The organism is Thalassospira sp. CH_XMU1448-2 (genome assembly GCF_037027285.1).
Lineage (GTDB): Bacteria > Pseudomonadota > Alphaproteobacteria > Rhodospirillales > Thalassospiraceae > Thalassospira > Thalassospira profundimaris_C.
In genome coordinates, this window is sequence record NZ_JAYMEA010000002.1 from 391374 (window position 1) to 409855 (window position 18482).

Here is an 18482-nt window from a genome sequence, read left to right on the forward strand (position 1 = left end):
GTGTCCCCTTCGTCTAGAGGCCTAGGACACTGCCCTTTCACGGCGGCAACAGGGGTTCGAATCCCCTAGGGGACGCCATCTTTCTTTAAGAAAGATTTGGCCAAGTGGTAAATGCTCGCAGCGATCAGCTGACGGGCATTTTTCATTTCTGGCTTGTTCCCTAAAATCTGAAGCGCTGCTGTCGCACGATTTTCTTTTTGTGCTGACGATACCGCCGTGTGAGGCTTTCACGCAGCTGTTCTGCCGTCGGGCGCGGCAGTTCGATGGGCGCGCGCGGGGCAGTCGTGCCCGGATTGGCGTCATCATCGGTCAAATCGTTTTCGGATGCTGTATCGGCAAACAGATCGACCGGGTCGGCCTGATCGGCGGCAAACAGATCGGTGACCCCGACGCCGAGAAGCCGGTATTTTGTGCCGTCGATTTCCTTTTTCAGCAATGTCAGTGCGGCTTCGAGGATTACGTCTTCACGCAGCGACGGATAGGTCAGGCGCATATTGCGGGTGCGGAGTTTGAAATCCGATGATTTCAATTTCAGGACCACGGTATGTCCGGCGATTTCCTTGCGCGCCAGATCGCTGGCAACGCGCGCGGTCAGACGGGTGGCGATGGCGGTTAGTTCATCGAGACCCGCGATATCGTCATTGAATGTGGTTTCCGATGACAGGCTTTTGCGTTCGCTGCTTTGTTCAACCCGGCGATTATCCTGCCCGCGCGAGAAATAGTAGAACCGCTTGCCGATGCTGCCATAGCGCCCCTGCAGGGCATGGATATCAAGCTCCTGAAGCTGTCCGATGCTGGTGATGCCATCGTCATGGAGCTTGCGCTCCATGGCCGGGCCAACGCCCCACATCATGCGCACAGGCTTGTCGGCGAGAAAATCAACGGCCTCGGCCGCACCGATCATGGAAAATCCGAACGGCTTGTTCAGGTCTGAGGCGATCTTGGCCAAAAACTTGTTATAGGAAAGACCGATGGAAACGGTGATGCCGACTTCCTTGCGGATGGTTGATTGCAGCTCTACCAGACATTCGGCGGCTGATTTTCCATGGGTTTCCTGTGCACCGGAAAGGTCCATAAAGGCCTCGTCAATCGATAGTGGTTCGATATCCGGGGTAAGCACCCGCATCATGTCGCGAATGCGATATCCTTCGCGCTGATACTTGGCCATGTCAGGTTTCAGAAAAACACCGTCCGGGCACAATTCCCGCGCCTTGAAGGCCGGCATGGCTGAACGTACGCCATATTTGCGCGCGACATAGCAGCAGGTCGACACAACCCCGCGATGGCCGCCGCCGATGATGACAGGGGCATCAATCAATTCCGGCCGGTCGCGTTTTTCAATGGATGCATAAAACGCGTCGCAATCAAGATGTCCGATGCAAAGTTCGGGCAGTTCGGCATGGGCAATCGCGCGTTTGCCGCCACAGGCCGGGCAGGACACATAGGAACCCGCACCGCTTTTGGGCAGTGTCTTGTCAAGATGCAGTCGCCATTTATGATGGCAGTCTGGGCAAAGCGCGTACAACATATCTATTTGTACTTCTTTTGTTCCTTTGGTGCCAAGGGGTGAAATGTGCAAATCCACCTGATGATCAAAGGTTCCTGTCAGTATTTGTCAGGAGGTGGTTCTGAACAGAAAAAGCCGGGGAAATCCCCGGCCTGTTAGGTGTTGATCACGCATGGCGTCAGATCACTTTTGCTTTTGCGCAGCCTTCTGGGCACGCTTTGCACGGCGCTGACGGGCAATCATGTTGTCGATATAGCGTCCCTGGAACAGGGTAATGCCAAGCGACTGGCCGAATTTGATCGCGGTCGGCGTATCGCACCGGCACAGAATAACGCGTTCACGCCCGGAATTTTTCACAAGGTTGTCCATCTCGGAATATTTCTTGCGAATGACATTATCGGTCATTTCTTCGCGCCAGGCGACCTTGATGAAGTCGGCCTTCAGCCTGTTGCGATCAACAAATGAAAGCGATTCCACCGTCAGGTTATCGATCAGAATGCGATAGCCGCGCTTGTGGAAGTCATCGCGCACACTGAGATAGGTTTCAAGGTTCGAAAACAGATCAACCTGATTAAGCTCGATAATCACATTGCCCGGCCATTTGCTGCGCACGGTTTCATCGAACTTGTCAAAATCCTTGGAGGTCAGGGTTCCAAGATTAAGGTTGATCGAGAACGAGCTGGCATGGGTCTTGAACGTCCGCTTGCACAGGTAATTGAGCATGCGTTTGTCCAGAACTTCGGTCATGTGCTGGAACAGCCAGCGGTTCGACGCCAGATCGATATTGGGCATCAGCGCATTGCGCAAATCGGTAATCGATACAAAGAATTCGTCAAAGACCGGATGCAGTTCCTTGGATCCGCCATGGGCAAAGACGCAAACCGGTTGCTGGCGGATATGCTCGGACAAATCGGCTGTATGGATGGTTTCTTCAAGCTGGGCCAGATTTTCAGCGTTGATCGGGCTAAGCGCCTGATCCTTTTCACGTTGAAGGGCGGTGCGCATGTTGCTGCTTTGCTGCAGCTTCTTGGCACGCTCGTCAAGGTGCTGGCACAGAAGAAGGAATTCCTGAAACTCGGTATTGAGGTTGTACCATGTGCAGAAACCGGTTTCTTCGCTGTCATCCTGTGACAGGGGATCATCGCGGAACAGATAGCGCAGGGTATCAACAGCCGGTTCGACATCGGCGATCGATTTGTCTTTCCAGACAAAGATCAGATCATTGTTGGTCAGAACAAAGATACGCCCGACATACAGCTTCACATAGCTTTCAAAGGTATTGGTCGCCACACGAATGTGATAGTCGCGGCGATGGAACGGTTTCATGCGCGATAGATGAATATGCACAGCACGGTGCCCGTATTTGCGGGTTTCAAGCCGTTGGACATAATCCAGCAACAGGTATTCCTGTAGGGCCTGTTGGCCATATTGCTGCGGTTCAATCACGCGGGACCCCTGAAAGAGAATCTGTTTTTATCGTTACGGCCTCGTTCCATACACCGAAGACCGAAGTCTGATCAAATCATAATGTTCTGAAGCACTGGTTAATGGTTCTAAACCAATACCCTTTATATGAACTATACATATGGAAGGGACAAGGGGACCTTGCCCGCCCTGCATGATTTAATTCCTGTAATTTATGCCTGATTGCGGCTTTAACGAATTCTTGGCAAGCAGGATGCAAAATCAATGCGATATAGGGAAAGGGGTGCTGCTTTTTACTGGTTGAATGCAAAGCCATGCAGCATGATTTCCGGGAACAGGTTTTAGATAATAGGGGATTGGCGCCATGCAGGTATCCGCAAAGCGGACCGGAAACTGGCTGAAAATCAGCAAGGGGATTGCTGTGATCGGTATGGTTTCATGGGTGTCGGCCTGTGCGCCGCTGCTGGATCAGGACTTCTGGGACGAGGCAACGTCATTTGCCGATGACAATTACACAGCACTTGGCTTGCAGCAGCTTGCCACGGGGGATTATGCCTCAGCCGAGAAGCTTTTTAACGAAGCATTGCGTAAAAATCCACAAGATGGCCATGCGATGCTTTGGCGCTCGGTCCTGTATCAAAATACCAATCGGCCTGATCGTGCCCGCGATGGATATGATACGCTGATTGCCATGAACCCGCCGGGCACGGTTCTGATGTCGACGGCATCCGGAACCCAGCCCCGTCCGCTGCGTGATGCTGCTGAATTCAACCTGAACCGTTTGCAACGCGGTCTTCCGGGATCACTTAGCATTAATGATCAGATTGCAACCGGTCCATCAGGGCTCGGAACCGGAAGTGGTTCTGCAATCGCTACCCCCATGATGACCAATACCCAGTCTGCAATGACCGGCGCACCAATCAAGGCCATGGATATTCCCGCAGGGGCGGCTTTGTCTGGCGGGGACGAGGCAGTTGCGAAACGCTTTTCAATCCTGCGAGACCTGCAATCTACCGGCTTGATCACGCCGGAAGAATATTCGGCACGTCGTTCCGCCAACCTTGGTGCGCTTCTGCCAATGAGCCAGCCGGCACCCTCGGCGTTCCTGAATAACCCGCCGCCAGATGGTTCACAGGTCGAGCAACGCCTTAATCAGTTGAACCGTGCCTTGCAGATCGGGGCGATCACGGTGCAGGAACATGTGGCCGAACGGACTGCAATTCTTGATGCATTGCTGCCCGCACAGCCGCGCCAGCGCGCGGTGCCACCACCGGCGCCACAGGGCCTTATGGATGCTGCCCGTCAGATTGCGCGTCTTGAAGATTTGCAAGGCATGAAGCTGGTGACGCCAGATGAGTTCAAGCGTGAACGCGATGCGATTGAAGCCGCGATTGTCGAACCGGCCAAGGGAACGGCAATGACGCTGAATGCCGGGGAACCGGTCCGCAAGGTCGCAACCGGCGAAAGCCGCCCGGTGCAGGCAGGTGAAGAAATGGTATCGGATGCTGCGCAACCGGCGATGGCAAGCGGCAGTAAATCGGTTCATCTGGCATCCTACCGGAATGAAGGGCAGGCAGAGCGCGGCTGGCAGATACTTGCGAGCCGCTATGGACAGCTCGCCCCCCTGCAGCATGGTGTGACCAGGGCCAACATTCCGGGCAAGGGTACCTATTACCGACTGATGGCAACGGGGCTAAGCGACAGTGCGGCAAAATCGCTTTGTGCGGATTTGAAGCGTCGCGGCCAGTTCTGCGAGGTCAAGTAGCAGTCAGGGTTTTAAGCCCTATATAAAGATCAGAATAACGCCGGTGGGGATGAAGAATGACCACCGGCGTTATCGTTTTCGGTGTCATTCTGACAGGGAAATTTCCAGAAAGATGATCTTTGTCTTTAGTGATTTTGGTGTGAACGGTCCCTATAGCGGAACCATGCGCTCGGTTGTAATGCGCAACGCACCTGATATTGCCATATGTGATCTGATGCTTGATGCGCCGGACCGAAATCCCAGGGCATCAAGTTATCTTCTTGCCGCACTTGGTCGAGAATTCAAACCCGGTGATGTGGTTCTGGCGGTTGTTGATCCTGGGGTTGGCAGTACGCGCAAGGGGCTTGTGGTCACGGCAGACGGGGTGACCTATGTCGGACCGGATAACGGTTTGTTTGAAATGATCATTCGCCGGGCGGATGACGTCACAGTGCGATGCATTGACTGGGAACCGGAAACACTTTCAGCAAGTTTTCATGGCAGGGATATTTTTGGCCCGGTGGCGGCAATGGTTGCAACCGGGCAGGATTTTGCCAGCCATGTCTTGCCATCAGATCAGCGATATGACGACGCACAAGACTGGCCCGATGCGCTGGCCGAGGTCATTTATATCGACACATACGGCAATCTGATGACCGGTCTTCCGGCGCAAAATAGTGAGATTAAACTGCGCATTGGTGATCGCATGGTTACGGCCGCGCGTACATTTTCCGATGTGCCCTTGGGGGAACCATTTCATTACTCTAATTCGATCGGTCTTTGTGAAATCGCAGTCAATTGCGGACGGGCCGATCAGGTTTTTGAAGCACGGATCGGGATGCCGGTCAGCGTGCAATAGTCATGTTTCCACAATCCTTGATTGGTTTGTGGGAATAAAATGCTATCTTTCAAGGATGTTACAGAAGTGATCCGTATCGAACTGTCAACGGATGGACGGGGTCTATTGAATGTCGATTGAGGTTAAGTTCTGGGGAGTTCGTGGAAGCATTGCCTGTCCGTCACCCGATCATGTGGTGTATGGCGGCAATACGAGCTGCCTTGAAATGCGGATCGCGGGAAAGGTTCTGATCTTCGATGCAGGAACCGGCATTCGCAACCTTGGCAAGGATCTGATTCGCCGCAAGGTGACCGAAGCCACGATTTATCTGACCCATACCCATTGGGACCACATTAACGGGTTCCCGTTTTTTGTGCCGGCCTATAACCCGAAGGCGTCCTTCAGGGTGATGGCCGGGCATTTGACCGATCAGGGCGGCGTTGAACGCGTTTTCTCGGCCCAGATGGCAAACCCGACTTTTCCTGTGCCGCTTTCCGCCATGCAGTCTAAATTGACATTCGAGGATTTCGCCGTTGGTGATGAATTGCATCCGGGCGAGGGGATCGTGATTAAAACCGCCCCGCTGCGTCATCCCAACGGGGCGACAGCCTTTCGTGTCGAATATGGCGGGCAGGCTGTGTGCTTCGTAACCGATACCGAACATGAACCGGGAAAACCCGACGAGATCATTCTGGATTTCATTCGGGATGCCGATCTTGTGATTTATGACAGCACCTACACCGACGAGGAATTCCCGCAAAAGGTCGGGTGGGGGCATTCGACCTGGCAGGAAGGAATACGGTTGTGTCGTGCGGCAAATGCCAAGCGTCTGGCGCTATTCCACCATGACCCGGACCACAATGATGCCGATATGACTGTCATTGAGCAGCAGGCAAAAGCAATGTGGTCAGGCGCATTCGCCGCCCGTGACGAGATGGTGTTGCGGATCGAATAGGCGACATTGTGACGGGAATGAACAGGATGAAAAAAAACACCGCGCATAAAGCGCGGTGTTTTTGTGTCGACGGCTTAACGTTTACTGCCTTGCTGCATGTCGTTGACAATCTGGTCAACATCGACCGAGAAGCTTGCCTGTCGTGGCGGGTAATCTTTGAAGGATGCAAAGAACTGGTTGACCACTCCGATTGCCGGGGCAAGGGTCCATGACCGGTTTTCCTGCCATTCATCAAAGCCGCGTGCTTCGTGGAATCTCTCGAACGGATCAAGTTTCAGGTTGGTGATCAGCGGGCTTGTCAGATTGTTGGCAACGCCGTTGAACCATTTGTCCTGATCTGTAAACAGGAACTTCCAGTCGCCATAGCGCAGACCGTGGAATTTGGTTTCGGTGAAATAGAAAAATTCCTTGCGCTTGGTTGGGCCGGCTTGGGTGATCAGGTCAGTCTGATCGTAACCGTCAAGATGAACCCGGTATTTCTGATCGCCAATCTTGTATCCGTCGAGAAGCTTTTCCTTCAGATCCTTGTCGCCAAGTTGCGACATGATCGTCGGCACCCAGTCTTCCATTGTCATGAATTCGCCAGTGGTGGTACCGGCCGGAATTGTACCTGGCCATTTGACCGCCATCGGCACGCGGAAGCCACCTTCGTAACCGCCAACACCTTTTTCACCGCGGAACGGCTGGTTGCCGCCATCCGGCCAGCTGTTTGATGCCGCACCATTATCGGTCGAGAACATAACCATCGTGTTGTCTGCAACGCCAAGTTCATCAAGAAGGTCAAGGAGTTCTCCGACATCGTCATCCAATTCCTTCATGCCATCGGCATAAAGGCCATATCCGGTGACGCCATCATAATCCTTGCTGAGATTGGTGCGGTAATGCATGCGTGTTGTGTTGTGCCAGACGAAAAACGGCTTGTCTTCGGCAACTGCGTCGCGAATGAACCGCTTGGATTCTTCAAGAACTTCCTGATCAAGCGTACGCTGCCGTTCGCTTCCGAAATTTCCCAAATCTTCAATGGTCTGGGATCCGTCTTCCTGATGAAGAGAATGGATGATACCGCGCTGGGCAATCTGTTCGGCAACTTTGGTGCCTGTCGGGTAATCATATTGTTCGACATATTCACCAGCATTCAGATGATAAAGAATGCCATAGAATTCGTCGAAGCCGTGGTTGGTTGGCAGATGTTCGTCACGGTCGCCAAGATGGTTTTTCCCAAACTGCCCGTTTCGATAGCCCTGCGCACGCAACATTTCGGCAAGGGTCGGATCTTCGGATTGCAAACCGATGTCAGAGCCGGGGATGCCAACGGTACTTAGGCCAACGCGCATCGGGTACTGACCTGTAAGAAAGGCTGCACGTCCCGCGGTACAGGAAGCCTGGGCATAGTGGTCCATGAACAACATGCCATCATTGGCTATCCGGTCGATATTGGGGGTGCTGCCACCCATCATGCCACGGTGATAGGCGCTGATATTCCACATGCCGACATCATCGCCCCAGATGACCAGAATGTTCGGCTTTTCTGATTTTGGCGCATCCTGGGCCTGAGCGCATAACGGTGCGATCAGCGCAAGGGCTGTCCAGAGTACTAGGCGTTTGCTCATGAGATCACCTGTCCATTCGTTGGTTGCGCATTCGCGGCCTCACAACTGCCTGGTTACAGCCCAGAACGTATGCTGTGGCGATGTGACGAGCTTATAGGTAGGGAGCGATTTTGCCCGAGCACGGATCCCGCGATGAAACTAATACACCTCAAAAGTGTATTGCTCGACCACCGGATGGGCAAGTTTAATTATTATAAACCCGAAGTTTGGTTTCAGAACACGCGTGAGTATTTCGGGAAAACACGGATCTCGATGCGGCGGTTTGCCTCACGATTTTCTGCGATAGGGTTGCCGGAATCATCGCGGTTTGGCAGTTTGGGTTTGGTGTCGCCATAGGAAATGGCGCGCATCCGTTTCTGATCGGGATCAACGCCAAGGGCAGAAAAGAACCGAACCACTGCAATTGAACGTCCCGCCGCCAATTCCCAGTTTGACGGAAAACGCGGGGAACTGATCGGGGTATCATCAGTATGCCCGGTCACTTCAATCTGGAAACCCAGATAGCGCGGTTCCTTGAGCAAGTCGGCAACATCCTTGAGAAACAGGACAGCATCCTTGGTCAGGTTGGCTGAACCCGGCTGAAAGAACGAGCCGCTGCCCATTTCCATCAGAATGCCTTCATCATCCGTCGAAACATTGACCGCACTATCCATCGCCATGTTGAAGACGACGTCTTTGAGATCGGTTTCCAGAACCTGTGTCGGGCGGACAATATCGCGTTTGCCGATTTGCTCAGCAATACCGGCTTGCACCTTTTCAAAGACCGGCAACTCAACCTTGGAAAAGCTGACCAGCATGACAAAGAAGGCCATCAGAAGGGTGATGGCATCGGCGTATGTGGCAAGCCAGTCTTCGTTGACTTCTTCTTCTTCGACCTTGGGGATTTCCCGTCCGCGCCGTGCCATGATGGTGTTCCCTACTTCGCAGATTTGTCGATATTGAAGTGGATCGCTGGATCGAGGAATGAATTCATCCGGTCCTGAATGGCGCGGGGTCCCTTGCGATCAGCCAGCATGATCAGGCCTTCGGCTATCAGGTAATTGCGAAACCGCATGATTTCTTCACGTTGCTGGATCTTGCTTGCGGCAGGCATGAAAAAGAACCGGGCCGCAACAATACCATAAAGGGTCGTGATCAGTGCAATCGCAAGACCGGCCCCGAGCGATGTCGGATCATCGGCCATCTTGTCGAGCATGATCACCAGACCAACCAGCGTTCCGATCATCCCGAATGCCGGGGCCGCCGCCGCCATGCTTTTGAGGATCGAAACCGGCACAAGGTTGCGGTTAAAGGCATTATCGATGGCGTTGTGAAGCATTTCGGCCACTTCATCACCATTATAACCGGTAATGATCACTTCCATCGCCCAGCCAAGAAACGGCTCGTCCTTGCCGACACGCTCTGCTTCCTGTTCCAGGGCATTGATGCCCTTTTTCTGCAGCAGATAGCCCCATTTGACGACGCGGCCGACTTCGCCGGTCAATTGTCCGCGGCCCATTTGCGGGGCACGGAAAATCTTGAAAATCAGTTTTAATGCAAGCAGTACATAGCGCGCCTCATAGGCAATAAAGGTCGCGGCAAGCGTGCCGCCAACCACCATCAGTGCGCTCGAAAGGCTCAAGAATACAAGATAGTTATCGGTCGAAATAAAGATCGACCCGACAAACAATCCCAAACCAACCATAATGCCTAATATCGTCGTAAACGACATTGTTCCCACAATCCCCCGGTGTCGTCATGGTCGGGCTTTTTACATGAAATCACCCAGCTTTATAATTAATCTATTAGTTTTTACGTAAGAATAGGACCCCAAAAGCTTGAAGTCTGGTTAATGCTACGCCCGGTAAAGCAAAAAAGCAGGGGTTATACCGGTGGTTGATGCGGGCTGATGTCCGGATTTCATCTGGATGCAGGGAACGCTGATCTTGTCGATAACGCTTGTCTACTACCATGCTCGTTCGGACAAATAGTCTCCCTGAGGGGCATTACCCATAAAATGAAGTTGGCAATTTGTCGGCCCCGAAACAAGCAAGGCGGGCATTCAAATGAAAAAAGCCTGCTACAAGCAGTAGCAGGCTTTTTTGGGTAGCTGTTTCAAATGGAAACTGCAAATCACGTCGTTCGGATATCGACAAGGAACCGGTCAACTTCAGAACGCAGATTATCCGACAAGGTCCCAAGTTCGCGGGCTACATCAAGAACCAGATGGGCCGCCTCATCCGTATCGGCAACCGTGTTGCTGACACGTTCGATGTTGCTGCTGACTTCCTGGGTGCCAATTGCCGCCTGTTCGACATTCTGGGCAATTTCATCAGTGGCTTCGGCCTGTTCGCCAACAGCAGTGGAAATGGTGTTGGCCATCTCGGTGATGCGTGAAATCACCGCAGAGATATCGCCAATAGATGTGACGGTTTTACCTGTTTCTTCCTGAATTGCGGTGATCTGTTCGGCAATCTCGTTTGTGGCGCGTGCGGTCTGGTTGGCAAGGTTTTTGACCTCGGCTGCGACCACGGCAAACCCTTTGCCGGCTTCACCTGCACGGGCGGCTTCAATTGTCGCGTTCAGAGCCAAAAGGTTGGTTTGTCCGGCGATATCGCTGATCAGGGCGACGATTTCGCCAATCCGGTTTGCAACTTCGGACAGGCCCTGAACGGTTTCCGACGATTGCTCGGCTTCTCGTGATGCTTCGGCGGCAACCTGGGTGGACTGCTGCGCTTGTTCGCCAATGCGCGAAATCGATTCAGACAAATGATCGGCGGCATCGGCAACGGTGCGGACATTGACCGTCGCCTGTTCGGATGCGGCGGCAACCGTGGTTGCGCTTTTGCTTGCCCGGTCAGCGGATTCAACCAGCCCGCTTGCGGTTGACTGCATCTTTTGGGCTGAACTTGAAACGGCACTGACGATCTTGGCGATCACGCCCTCGAAGTTGCCGATGTGACGTTCCAGGCTCTTCATCCGTTCGTCCCGGCGATGCGATTCTGCCTGTTGTTCTGCTTCCATCTGCTTTTTGGCGATGGCGTTGGTGCGGAAAATATCCACCGATTGTGCCATGCGCCCGATTTCGTCGTGACGGGTCAGGGCATTGATTTCGAAATCGGTATTGCCTTCGGCAAGGGCGGTCATGTCCCGCCCAAGGTCAGACAGGGGGGCTGTCACAATGCGCGTAAGCAATACGCGCATGCCGATGATGGTCGCAAGGGCAATGGCCAGACCGCCAATCACGATACCAATCAGGATATTGTTGGTTTTCTCTCGTTCCGGGGCAACCGACAGGCTCGATGACAGGACGGCAATGACGTCACCTTTTTGTGCATCCATTGCGCCATGGCAACTAAAGCAGACTTCACGTTCCGCGCCCTTGGTTTCACCAAGGATAATCGGCATCGACATACGATAGGTGCCATTTTCCGTATAGCGCCCGATAAGTTGGCCGGTTTCAATTGCTTCGATGTCGATCTCGTCACGCGGGGCCTTGATCGGTTTGTCGCCATATTCCTTCATATAGGCTTGCGTGGTGGGACCCCAGGCGGACCATAGTTCCCCAGGATAATCACCATTACGGCTGTCAAACCAGTTGTTGAAAACCTGAATGCCGATGTCGTCGGCATCATCGGGACGGGCGGCCATAACATTGACAATCAGAGCATGAAGCGAGGTCAATTCATTCTCGCTCAGCTGTCGCAATTTGCTATCCATCGCTTTTTCTTCAACGATGGTCATCATCAACAGAGAAATAATGACAGTCGACGTAACACCGAATGCGGATGCCCACATAAAGCGCTTGCGAATACCCATGGCGTTGAAGGCAGACAGAATTTTCATGTTTCTTCCCCGGTGCGGTGACGGAAAGCAGCTTTTTGCATCAGCCGGTTTCGCGTTGTCCTGAATCGGTAAAACAATGCATGATCGTGAAAGTTGCGCCTTGATATGACTCAAGTCGATCTTCATATCGGGTCGTGTGTCTGATCTAGTTTACATTGTATCGGGGATTATCTTGCAACAAAACAGACAGTAGCGGGCTTGTTTCTGGCCGGTGGAACGGGCATAACCACGCCAATGATGACATTTGAATGAAACAGGATTGCCTCATGGCGCTTTCATATAGTGAAACCCGCAAAAAGCTTGATCAGATCACAGCCGAAATGTTGGGGCTGATCCGCAAATATGATCTTGATGCTGCCAGTCCGTTTGATGTGATCGAGGTTGCGCGCACCAAGATCTCTGATCAGAACGACTATATCCGTTTCCTTGAGCTGTCGCTTGAAGGGCGGATTTATGGTGAATATGGTGATGCCCTGCAAAAGCAGATCGACGAAGAAGCCAAGGCACAACAGGCCAAACCGCTGAACTAGGTTTGCCACTTGTCGCCTGCGTGAGATGAAATAACGGTTCGTTTTCAAACATGAAGACGAGCCGTTTTTCAATTCGGGCACCCTGTCACAAAATCTTCCTGATCTTGTCACCGTCGTGCAGTTGAGTGGCCATGAAGTTCGGACTATATGGCTGCTGTAAAAGATGCACCGAAAAAGGTGTGTTTCTTTCGCAAGACACAACCCGCGAAAGTCCAACGAGCAACAGGATGGCTGACATGAAAAAGAGTTATGTCCAAACTCTGATGGAAGTCGAAAAAGTATTCGGTCAGATCAATGACCATGATTTCCGCCTTTACCGTGCTGTCTGGGGCAATCGTCAGGCCGCCCAGACCGGTTTGCCGCGTGGCACGCGTGCTGAAATCAGCAAGAAACTTGCAAATGATTTTATCGCACTGGGTAATTCAAATCACCGCACCCATCTTCGGGCGTCAGCACCGCACGCTGCCTGAACGCATTCGCGCGTTCAGGGTTTCCGGGCATATGACCCGATGAGACTTGCCAATCCGGCAGCTTTCAGGCATCAAGTGTCGCCGTATGTACAACGGGATTCTGATATTCAGGGACCTCGTTGATTGTTGCGAAAACCACCTGAAAGCTGGCCGGAGTATTCCATGTCGATTAAGTCGTTGATCCGTACCATTCCTGATTACCCGAAAAAAGGGATCATGTTCCGCGACATCACGACACTGTTCGAGGATGCTGACGGCCTGCGCGATGTCATTGACAGCTTTGCCGCCGAATTTCAGGACAAAAAAATCGACATGATCGCCGGGATCGAGGCACGCGGTTTTGTCATTGGTCCGGCTGTCGCACTTGCACTGGGTGTCGGATTTGTCACCATCCGCAAAAAGGGCAAATTGCCTGCGGAAACCATTGGTGTTGAATACGAACTTGAATATGGCTCTGACGTGATTGAAATCCACAAGGATGCAATCAAGCCGGGCAGCCGTGTTCTGGTCATGGATGATCTGATTGCGACGGGCGGCACTGCACTGGCAGCGATTGAACTGATTGAAAAGGTCGGGGCAGAAGTTGCTGCCTGTGCCTTTATCATTGATCTGCCTGACCTTGGCGGCGCAAAGAAAATCCGTGATCGCGGCGTCGAGGAATTCCATCTTGTCGAATTTGAAGGCGACTAAACACACGCCTTTGTGACGGATTTTCGAAATTCCTGCCTTTTCCCATTATCTTGATGTATAATGCATGAGTTGAATTAGGTTTCACTCATTGCCGTGATATGGCAGGAAAAGGAAATGCTTACACCGGTTCAGACAGCACAGACAGTCTCACAGGTCAGCCAGTATGGCCGACTTGCGGCGGCCGGTGCGCGCGGTGTATCGACAGTTGACCGCAGTACGCAGGTCGAAGAATCCTCGCAGCATTATGCCTATAACCCTGATGATGACGGGATTTTGTTCAACGCCTATGTGGACGGCAAGAACAAGCGTCAGCCGGGGCAGGGCAATCCGGGTGAACAAAAGGACCAGCGCGCCGAACAGCGTCATCTTTCAGCAGCAAGGCGTTCCAGTGACCGCGAAGGGGCCGTTGATGCCGCCACCGATCAGGACTTTGCGTCCATGCTGGACCCGTCAATTCCCTTTGATCTTTCCGCCAATAGCGGCACATCGTTCTATGCATTGGTCAATGCGGTGGCCCATGGTTATGGCATGCGTGGAACCCGGCTTGATGCATCGGTCTAGGCTGATCGTTTGACTTTGTGCCGATCTTTTCGAAATTTCCCAAATCTCTGTGCGGATGCTTGTTGGCATATGCCAATGGCCTTATGATGGCTGATATCTCCGTCAGACCATCGGGCCAAGCATGAAGAACAAGCCGGTTCTCAGTACAGTTTTCGAAGCTGCTTTCAGATTTATCGATCTCGCGCTGAACGATAATGAATATTTGCAGCCACAGAAATTGCATCGCCTTCTGTATCTGGCGCAGGCCTATTACGGGGCGAATTATCACGGCAATATGCTGATGCCCGCCATCTTCGTTGCCGAGGAATTCGGACCGGTCGAACCTAACCTTTATGCGGTGATGGAAGAAAGCCGTCCTGACGTGCGTCTAAAGGCCATTGATCCCAAAACGTCCCATTTCCTTGAAAGCATCTGGTCGCAATTTGGCCATCACACGGTCGAACATCTTAGCATGACCGTGCGCAACCATCCGCCCTTTACCAAGGCCTATAAGGAAGGGATCGGAACGATCATTCCCTTTGATGAACTGGTTGAGTTCTATGCCTCTGTTCGCAAAACGGCGACGACCCCGGAGGCAAAGGAAGTCGTGCGCCCGCGTGTCATGCGCTCGCACAAGGGCAAACCGGTTGCGACCACCGACTGGCTTCCACGCCGCATCAAATAACTTGGAATTCTGTCTGGTTTATTGCCCGGCTGTCATATCAGCACAGGGATCCTTGCGCAGGATGTCGTTAGTAAACCACAGGAAATCAATATCGTTGGGATGCCCGAAACGCTCAGCATAGTCTTGCGGTTTTGGCGGATTGTCACTTGGATCATCCGCTTCGATCAGGCTGACGACGGCAATTTCATTCGGGGGCAGATCAGGTTCAAACCTGGCAAGGTGCCAGGGAACGGCAATCGTGTTACGCACATGCATGGCACCGGCAATCAAAAACGCGCCGTCAGATCCCTGTAAGGCAGCTGCATCGACCATTGCGCGGGCAAGTGACGCGTCACGCGCAAACTGTGCTGTTGCGAACCCGTCGAGCATGCTTTCGGGCAGCGCATTGCAATGACTTTCTGCCATCTCGACGCGAAACCGGGTCAGGATATCCCCGGGCATTTCAGGCAGATCAAACTTTGTCGCCAACTGATCGGGCAGGGCTGAGACGCCATTCGAAATGAGTGGCCGCAAAAGATCGTCCGGCAGATTGCCTGCGATCATTTTCAGATCATTATCGCGGGCGACCTGGGCAATCGGGGCATAGTCATGCCATGACGGCCAGCCGCGCTCTTCCCAATCGAGTTCCTGCCCCAGATCAAGAACCGGCACGTCCTGCCACTTCTGATCAAGAGAAGCCTGTTGATCGCGGGTAAACATTTCCCAGACCACAGCTCGGTGGCGCTGATCGGATTTGCTCAGTGCATCAATCAGGTGGGACTGATGATGGTGATGAACCGGATTGTCATGTTTCTCGCCGATCAGAACATATTTCCGATCTGACAGCCGACGCACCAGTTCGTCAAACATGATGTATTCACCAGCCAGAAGATCAAATATCAGACCGGGTGCCGGGGGCAGGGCATTGATATCTGTTTCGTGCTGATGTGGTTTGCCATTTGTATCGTGGGCGGCAAGCTGGCCGGGCGCGATAACCGTAAACAAACCCGATGCCACCGCCAACACACACACATTGCGTCGCATTGTTGCTGTGTAAAACCTTTGAACAGGTTGTTGTGACATCGGGCAGGTATTCCAGTTTGAAAACGTTATGGCTTACTTGCTTAACCGCAAGGCCGTTTCCAGGTCGTTAACAAGATCTTCTGCATCTTCAATCCCGACCGACAAACGCAGCAAATCAACCGGAACCGGGCTGGTCGGACCTTCGACAGATGAACGATGCTCGATCAGGCTTTCAACACCGCCAAGCGATGTTGCACGCTTGAACAGTTTGCACTGGTTATGGAAATCGACCGCACGCTTTTCACCGCCTTTAACACGCAGCGAAAGCATCCCGCCAAATCCGCCGGTCATCTGTCTTTTCGCAACTTCATGACCGGCATGGCTTTCAAGGCCGGGATACTGGACCTGCTCGATTTCCGGGTGGTTTTCGAAATGCTTGGCAATGGTCATGGCATTGGCCGATGCCCGTTCGACACGGATCGCAAGGGTGCGCATCCCGCGCAACAGAAGCCACGTTTCAAATACGCCCAGAACCGCACCACCCGATGCATGCTGTTTGCAGACGCGCTGCCAGAATTCATTGTTTGATGCGGTGGTCAATGACCCGGCCAGAACGTCACTATGACCGTTAAGGTATTTGGTGGCCGAATGCATGACGATATCAGCACCAAAATCAATCGGGCGGGTCAGAAGCGGCGTGGCAACCGTATTGTCGACGACAACCTGTGCACCGGCCTTATGGGCCAGTTCGGCAACGGCGGCGATATCGGTAATCTGCCAATCCGGGTTTGCCGGGGTTTCAAGCCAGACAATCTTGGTCTTGCCGGCAACGATATGTTTGTCCCACTCGGCAATGTCGGCATTATCGACAAAGTCAAACGACAGACCCGCACGCACACCACTTTCAAGCATGAAGCTGCGCAGCGCCCAATACATGACCTTGGGGGCGACAACATGATCGCCGGGGCTCAGCGCATGAATGACCGCAACTGCTGCAGCCATCCCCGATGCAAACAGACGGGTTTCAACGCCACCTTCAAGGGTATCCAATACCTCGCAGGCCTGATCATAGGTCGGGTTATCCGCGCGCGTATAGCAACGCCCGTCATGATAGCTCAGATCGGTATTGCGCTCGAACGTGGTCGATGGATAAAGCGGCGGGGTTACAGATTTGGTTGCGGCATCAACCCAGCCCAGTGCCTGGGCGGTGATGGTGGCTGGTTTCTGTTTTTTTGCATGATCAGACATGGTGGCTACCTGATTTGGTTGAGATTTATTGGCGCGCAACATAACTTGGTTCGCGCCACACACCAAACTGTAATCCTGTTTAGGGTCCCCACATGACGAAATACCCCGAAATCGAACTGCCCAAGGAATGTGACGTCGTTGTTATTGGCGGCGGAATTCATGGCGCATCCAGTGCCTATTACCTGACCAAGGCGGGCATGAAAGTCGTCCTTCTGGAAAAGGATACGATTGCATCCCATCAGTCGGGCCGGGCATGGGGATTTGTGCGTCAACAGGGACGCGATCCGGTTGAACTGCCATTGATGATCGAATGCAACCGCATCTGGCAGGGGCTTGAAAAGGAACTGGATACCGATCTTGAATGGCGTCAGGGCGGGGTTCTGTTTGTCGCGCGCGATGACGCGGAAATGGCGGACTACGAACAGTGGATTGAAGATGCCAAGGGATTTGAAATCGAAACCCAGGTGCTGTCCCCCAAAGGGGTCGAGAAAATCACGCCCGGCATCACCACTCCGGGAGTTGGGGGCATTTACACCCCATCCGACGGGCAGGCCGAACCCAAAAAGGCCGCACCGGCAATTGCCAAGCGCGCCAGTGAAATGGGGGCCGTGATTGCCGAAGGATGCGGTGCGCTTTTGATTGAAACAACGGCTGGTGCGATCAGTTCGGTCGTGTCGGAAAAGGGTGAGATCAAATGCAAATATGTGATCTGTGCCGCAGGTGCCGCCACCCATAAATTCGTTGCCAAATTTGGCCGCAGGCTTCCGCAGCAAACCACGCGTGGTACGGTGATCAGAACAACGCCGGTTCCCGATATCTCGGCGGCTGGAACGCTTGCCGCCGGTCTGGCATTTCGTCAGCGCACCGACGGTTCTATGAATATTGCCGACGAATTCATGACTGATATTGATCTGACACTGGGGCGCTTCAAATATGCCAAGGCGTTTGCGCCGGGGCTTTTTGATAACTGGGCGACCTTCAAGTTCCACTTTAACAAGCGGTTCTTTGACGATCTTGTCGACCGGATGCCGGGATCAGAGGCATCGAAACAACCGATGATCGGACGCCGCACCAATCAGGCGGAGCCCTATAAGGTCCGCGTCAGCAACGCGATGGCCAATCTGCAAAAGGTCTTTCCGCAGATCAAGCAGGTCGGCATTGTCGATAAATGGGCCGGTGACATTGATGTCACGCCGGATGCGGTACCGGTGATTGATCAGTTCGACAACCCGAAACACTTCTTTGTCGCCACCGGTTTCTCTGGCCACGGATTTGCCATGGGGCCGGTCGTTGGCAAGGTCTTGGCCGACTGGATCACCACCGGTCAGCCATCCATCACCCTTGCCGGTATGGAACTGTCGCGCTTTGAAGATGGTTCGGTCCGTCGTCCGCGCACACGCGTTTGATTTTCAG

Annotated in this window: 17 protein-coding genes and 1 tRNA gene; 10 read left to right on the forward strand and 8 right to left on the reverse strand. The window is 53.2% G+C overall.

Annotated features, from left to right (window positions below; translation table 11 throughout):
- Positions 1 to 2 precede the first annotated feature (2 nt).
- Positions 3 to 78, forward strand: a tRNA-Glu gene (locus WA318_RS09160).
- 82 nt (positions 79 to 160) lie between these two features.
- Here the strand turns inward: WA318_RS09160 and WA318_RS09165 are convergent.
- Positions 161 to 1528: a DNA polymerase IV gene (locus WA318_RS09165; RefSeq protein ID WP_336080665.1), complete on the reverse strand. Its 1368-nt coding sequence runs from the start codon at positions 1526 to 1528 to the stop codon at positions 161 to 163.
- Positions 1529 to 1690: 162 nt separating this feature from the next.
- Positions 1691 to 2953, reverse strand: a complete 1263-nt coding sequence (locus tag WA318_RS09170) for an EAL domain-containing protein (protein ID WP_114097582.1) — start codon at positions 2951 to 2953, stop codon at positions 1691 to 1693.
- Between the two features lie 343 nt (positions 2954 to 3296).
- Between WA318_RS09170 and WA318_RS09175 the strand changes: the two genes are divergently transcribed.
- The 3 genes from WA318_RS09175 (at position 3297) to WA318_RS09185 (ending at position 6469) form a co-directional block, all read left to right on the forward strand.
- On the forward strand, positions 3297 to 4697 hold the full coding sequence (locus WA318_RS09175; protein WP_336080666.1) for an SPOR domain-containing protein: 1401 nt from the start codon (positions 3297 to 3299) through the stop codon (positions 4695 to 4697).
- 112 nt (positions 4698 to 4809) lie between these two features.
- Positions 4810 to 5535: an SAM hydrolase/SAM-dependent halogenase family protein gene (locus WA318_RS09180; RefSeq protein WP_336080667.1), complete on the forward strand. Its 726-nt coding sequence runs from the start codon at positions 4810 to 4812 to the stop codon at positions 5533 to 5535.
- A 109-nt stretch (positions 5536 to 5644) separates the two neighbouring features.
- Positions 5645 to 6469, forward strand: a complete 825-nt coding sequence (locus WA318_RS09185) for an MBL fold metallo-hydrolase (RefSeq protein WP_336080668.1) — start codon at positions 5645 to 5647, stop codon at positions 6467 to 6469.
- 74 nt (positions 6470 to 6543) lie between these two features.
- On the opposite strand, the gene WA318_RS09190 is transcribed toward WA318_RS09185, so the two are convergent.
- From WA318_RS09190 to WA318_RS09205, 4 genes are all read right to left on the reverse strand, one after another.
- Complete coding sequence (locus tag WA318_RS09190) at positions 6544 to 8079, reverse strand: arylsulfatase (RefSeq protein ID WP_336080669.1); 1536 nt, start codon at positions 8077 to 8079, stop codon at positions 6544 to 6546.
- Positions 8080 to 8291: 212 nt separating this feature from the next.
- Complete coding sequence (locus WA318_RS09195) at positions 8292 to 8984, reverse strand: OmpA/MotB family protein (protein WP_114097587.1); 693 nt, start codon at positions 8982 to 8984, stop codon at positions 8292 to 8294.
- A gap of 11 nt (positions 8985 to 8995) precedes the next feature.
- Positions 8996 to 9790: a motility protein A gene (locus WA318_RS09200; RefSeq protein WP_114097588.1), complete on the reverse strand. Its 795-nt coding sequence runs from the start codon at positions 9788 to 9790 to the stop codon at positions 8996 to 8998.
- Between the two features lie 401 nt (positions 9791 to 10191).
- Positions 10192 to 11904, reverse strand: a complete 1713-nt coding sequence (locus WA318_RS09205; protein WP_336080670.1) for a methyl-accepting chemotaxis protein — start codon at positions 11902 to 11904, stop codon at positions 10192 to 10194.
- 266 nt (positions 11905 to 12170) lie between these two features.
- Between WA318_RS09205 and WA318_RS09210 the strand changes: the two genes are divergently transcribed.
- The 5 genes from WA318_RS09210 (at position 12171) to WA318_RS09230 (ending at position 14819) form a co-directional block, all read left to right on the forward strand.
- Positions 12171 to 12434, forward strand: a complete 264-nt coding sequence (locus WA318_RS09210) for a hypothetical protein (RefSeq protein ID WP_114097589.1) — start codon at positions 12171 to 12173, stop codon at positions 12432 to 12434.
- Positions 12435 to 12670: 236 nt separating this feature from the next.
- The gene (locus WA318_RS09215) at positions 12671 to 12904 is read left to right on the forward strand and encodes a hypothetical protein (protein WP_336080671.1); all 234 of its coding nucleotides are present in this window, start codon (positions 12671 to 12673) and stop codon (positions 12902 to 12904) included.
- A 162-nt stretch (positions 12905 to 13066) separates the two neighbouring features.
- Positions 13067 to 13594, forward strand: coding sequence for an adenine phosphoribosyltransferase (locus tag WA318_RS09220; protein WP_114097590.1), 528 nt, complete (start codon positions 13067 to 13069; stop codon positions 13592 to 13594).
- Between the two features lie 114 nt (positions 13595 to 13708).
- The gene (locus WA318_RS09225; protein ID WP_336080672.1) at positions 13709 to 14155 is read left to right on the forward strand and encodes a hypothetical protein; all 447 of its coding nucleotides are present in this window, start codon (positions 13709 to 13711) and stop codon (positions 14153 to 14155) included.
- Positions 14156 to 14276: 121 nt separating this feature from the next.
- Positions 14277 to 14819 carry a Panacea domain-containing protein gene (locus WA318_RS09230; protein WP_114097768.1) on the forward strand — a complete coding sequence of 181 codons (543 nt, stop codon included), beginning with the start codon at positions 14277 to 14279 and terminating at the stop codon, positions 14817 to 14819.
- An 18-nt stretch (positions 14820 to 14837) separates the two neighbouring features.
- On the opposite strand, the gene WA318_RS09235 is transcribed toward WA318_RS09230, so the two are convergent.
- Entirely contained in the window at positions 14838 to 15842 is a 1005-nt protein-coding gene (locus tag WA318_RS09235) for a ChaN family lipoprotein (RefSeq protein WP_336080673.1), read from the reverse strand.
- Positions 15843 to 15914: 72 nt separating this feature from the next.
- A complete protein-coding gene (locus WA318_RS09240) occupies positions 15915 to 17069 on the reverse strand; it encodes a trans-sulfuration enzyme family protein (protein WP_336080674.1) in 1155 nt (384 codons plus the stop codon).
- Between the two features lie 92 nt (positions 17070 to 17161).
- Between WA318_RS09240 and WA318_RS09245 the strand changes: the two genes are divergently transcribed.
- Positions 17162 to 18475: an NAD(P)/FAD-dependent oxidoreductase gene (locus WA318_RS09245; RefSeq protein ID WP_336080675.1), complete on the forward strand. Its 1314-nt coding sequence runs from the start codon at positions 17162 to 17164 to the stop codon at positions 18473 to 18475.
- Positions 18476 to 18482: the final 7 nt, after the last annotated feature.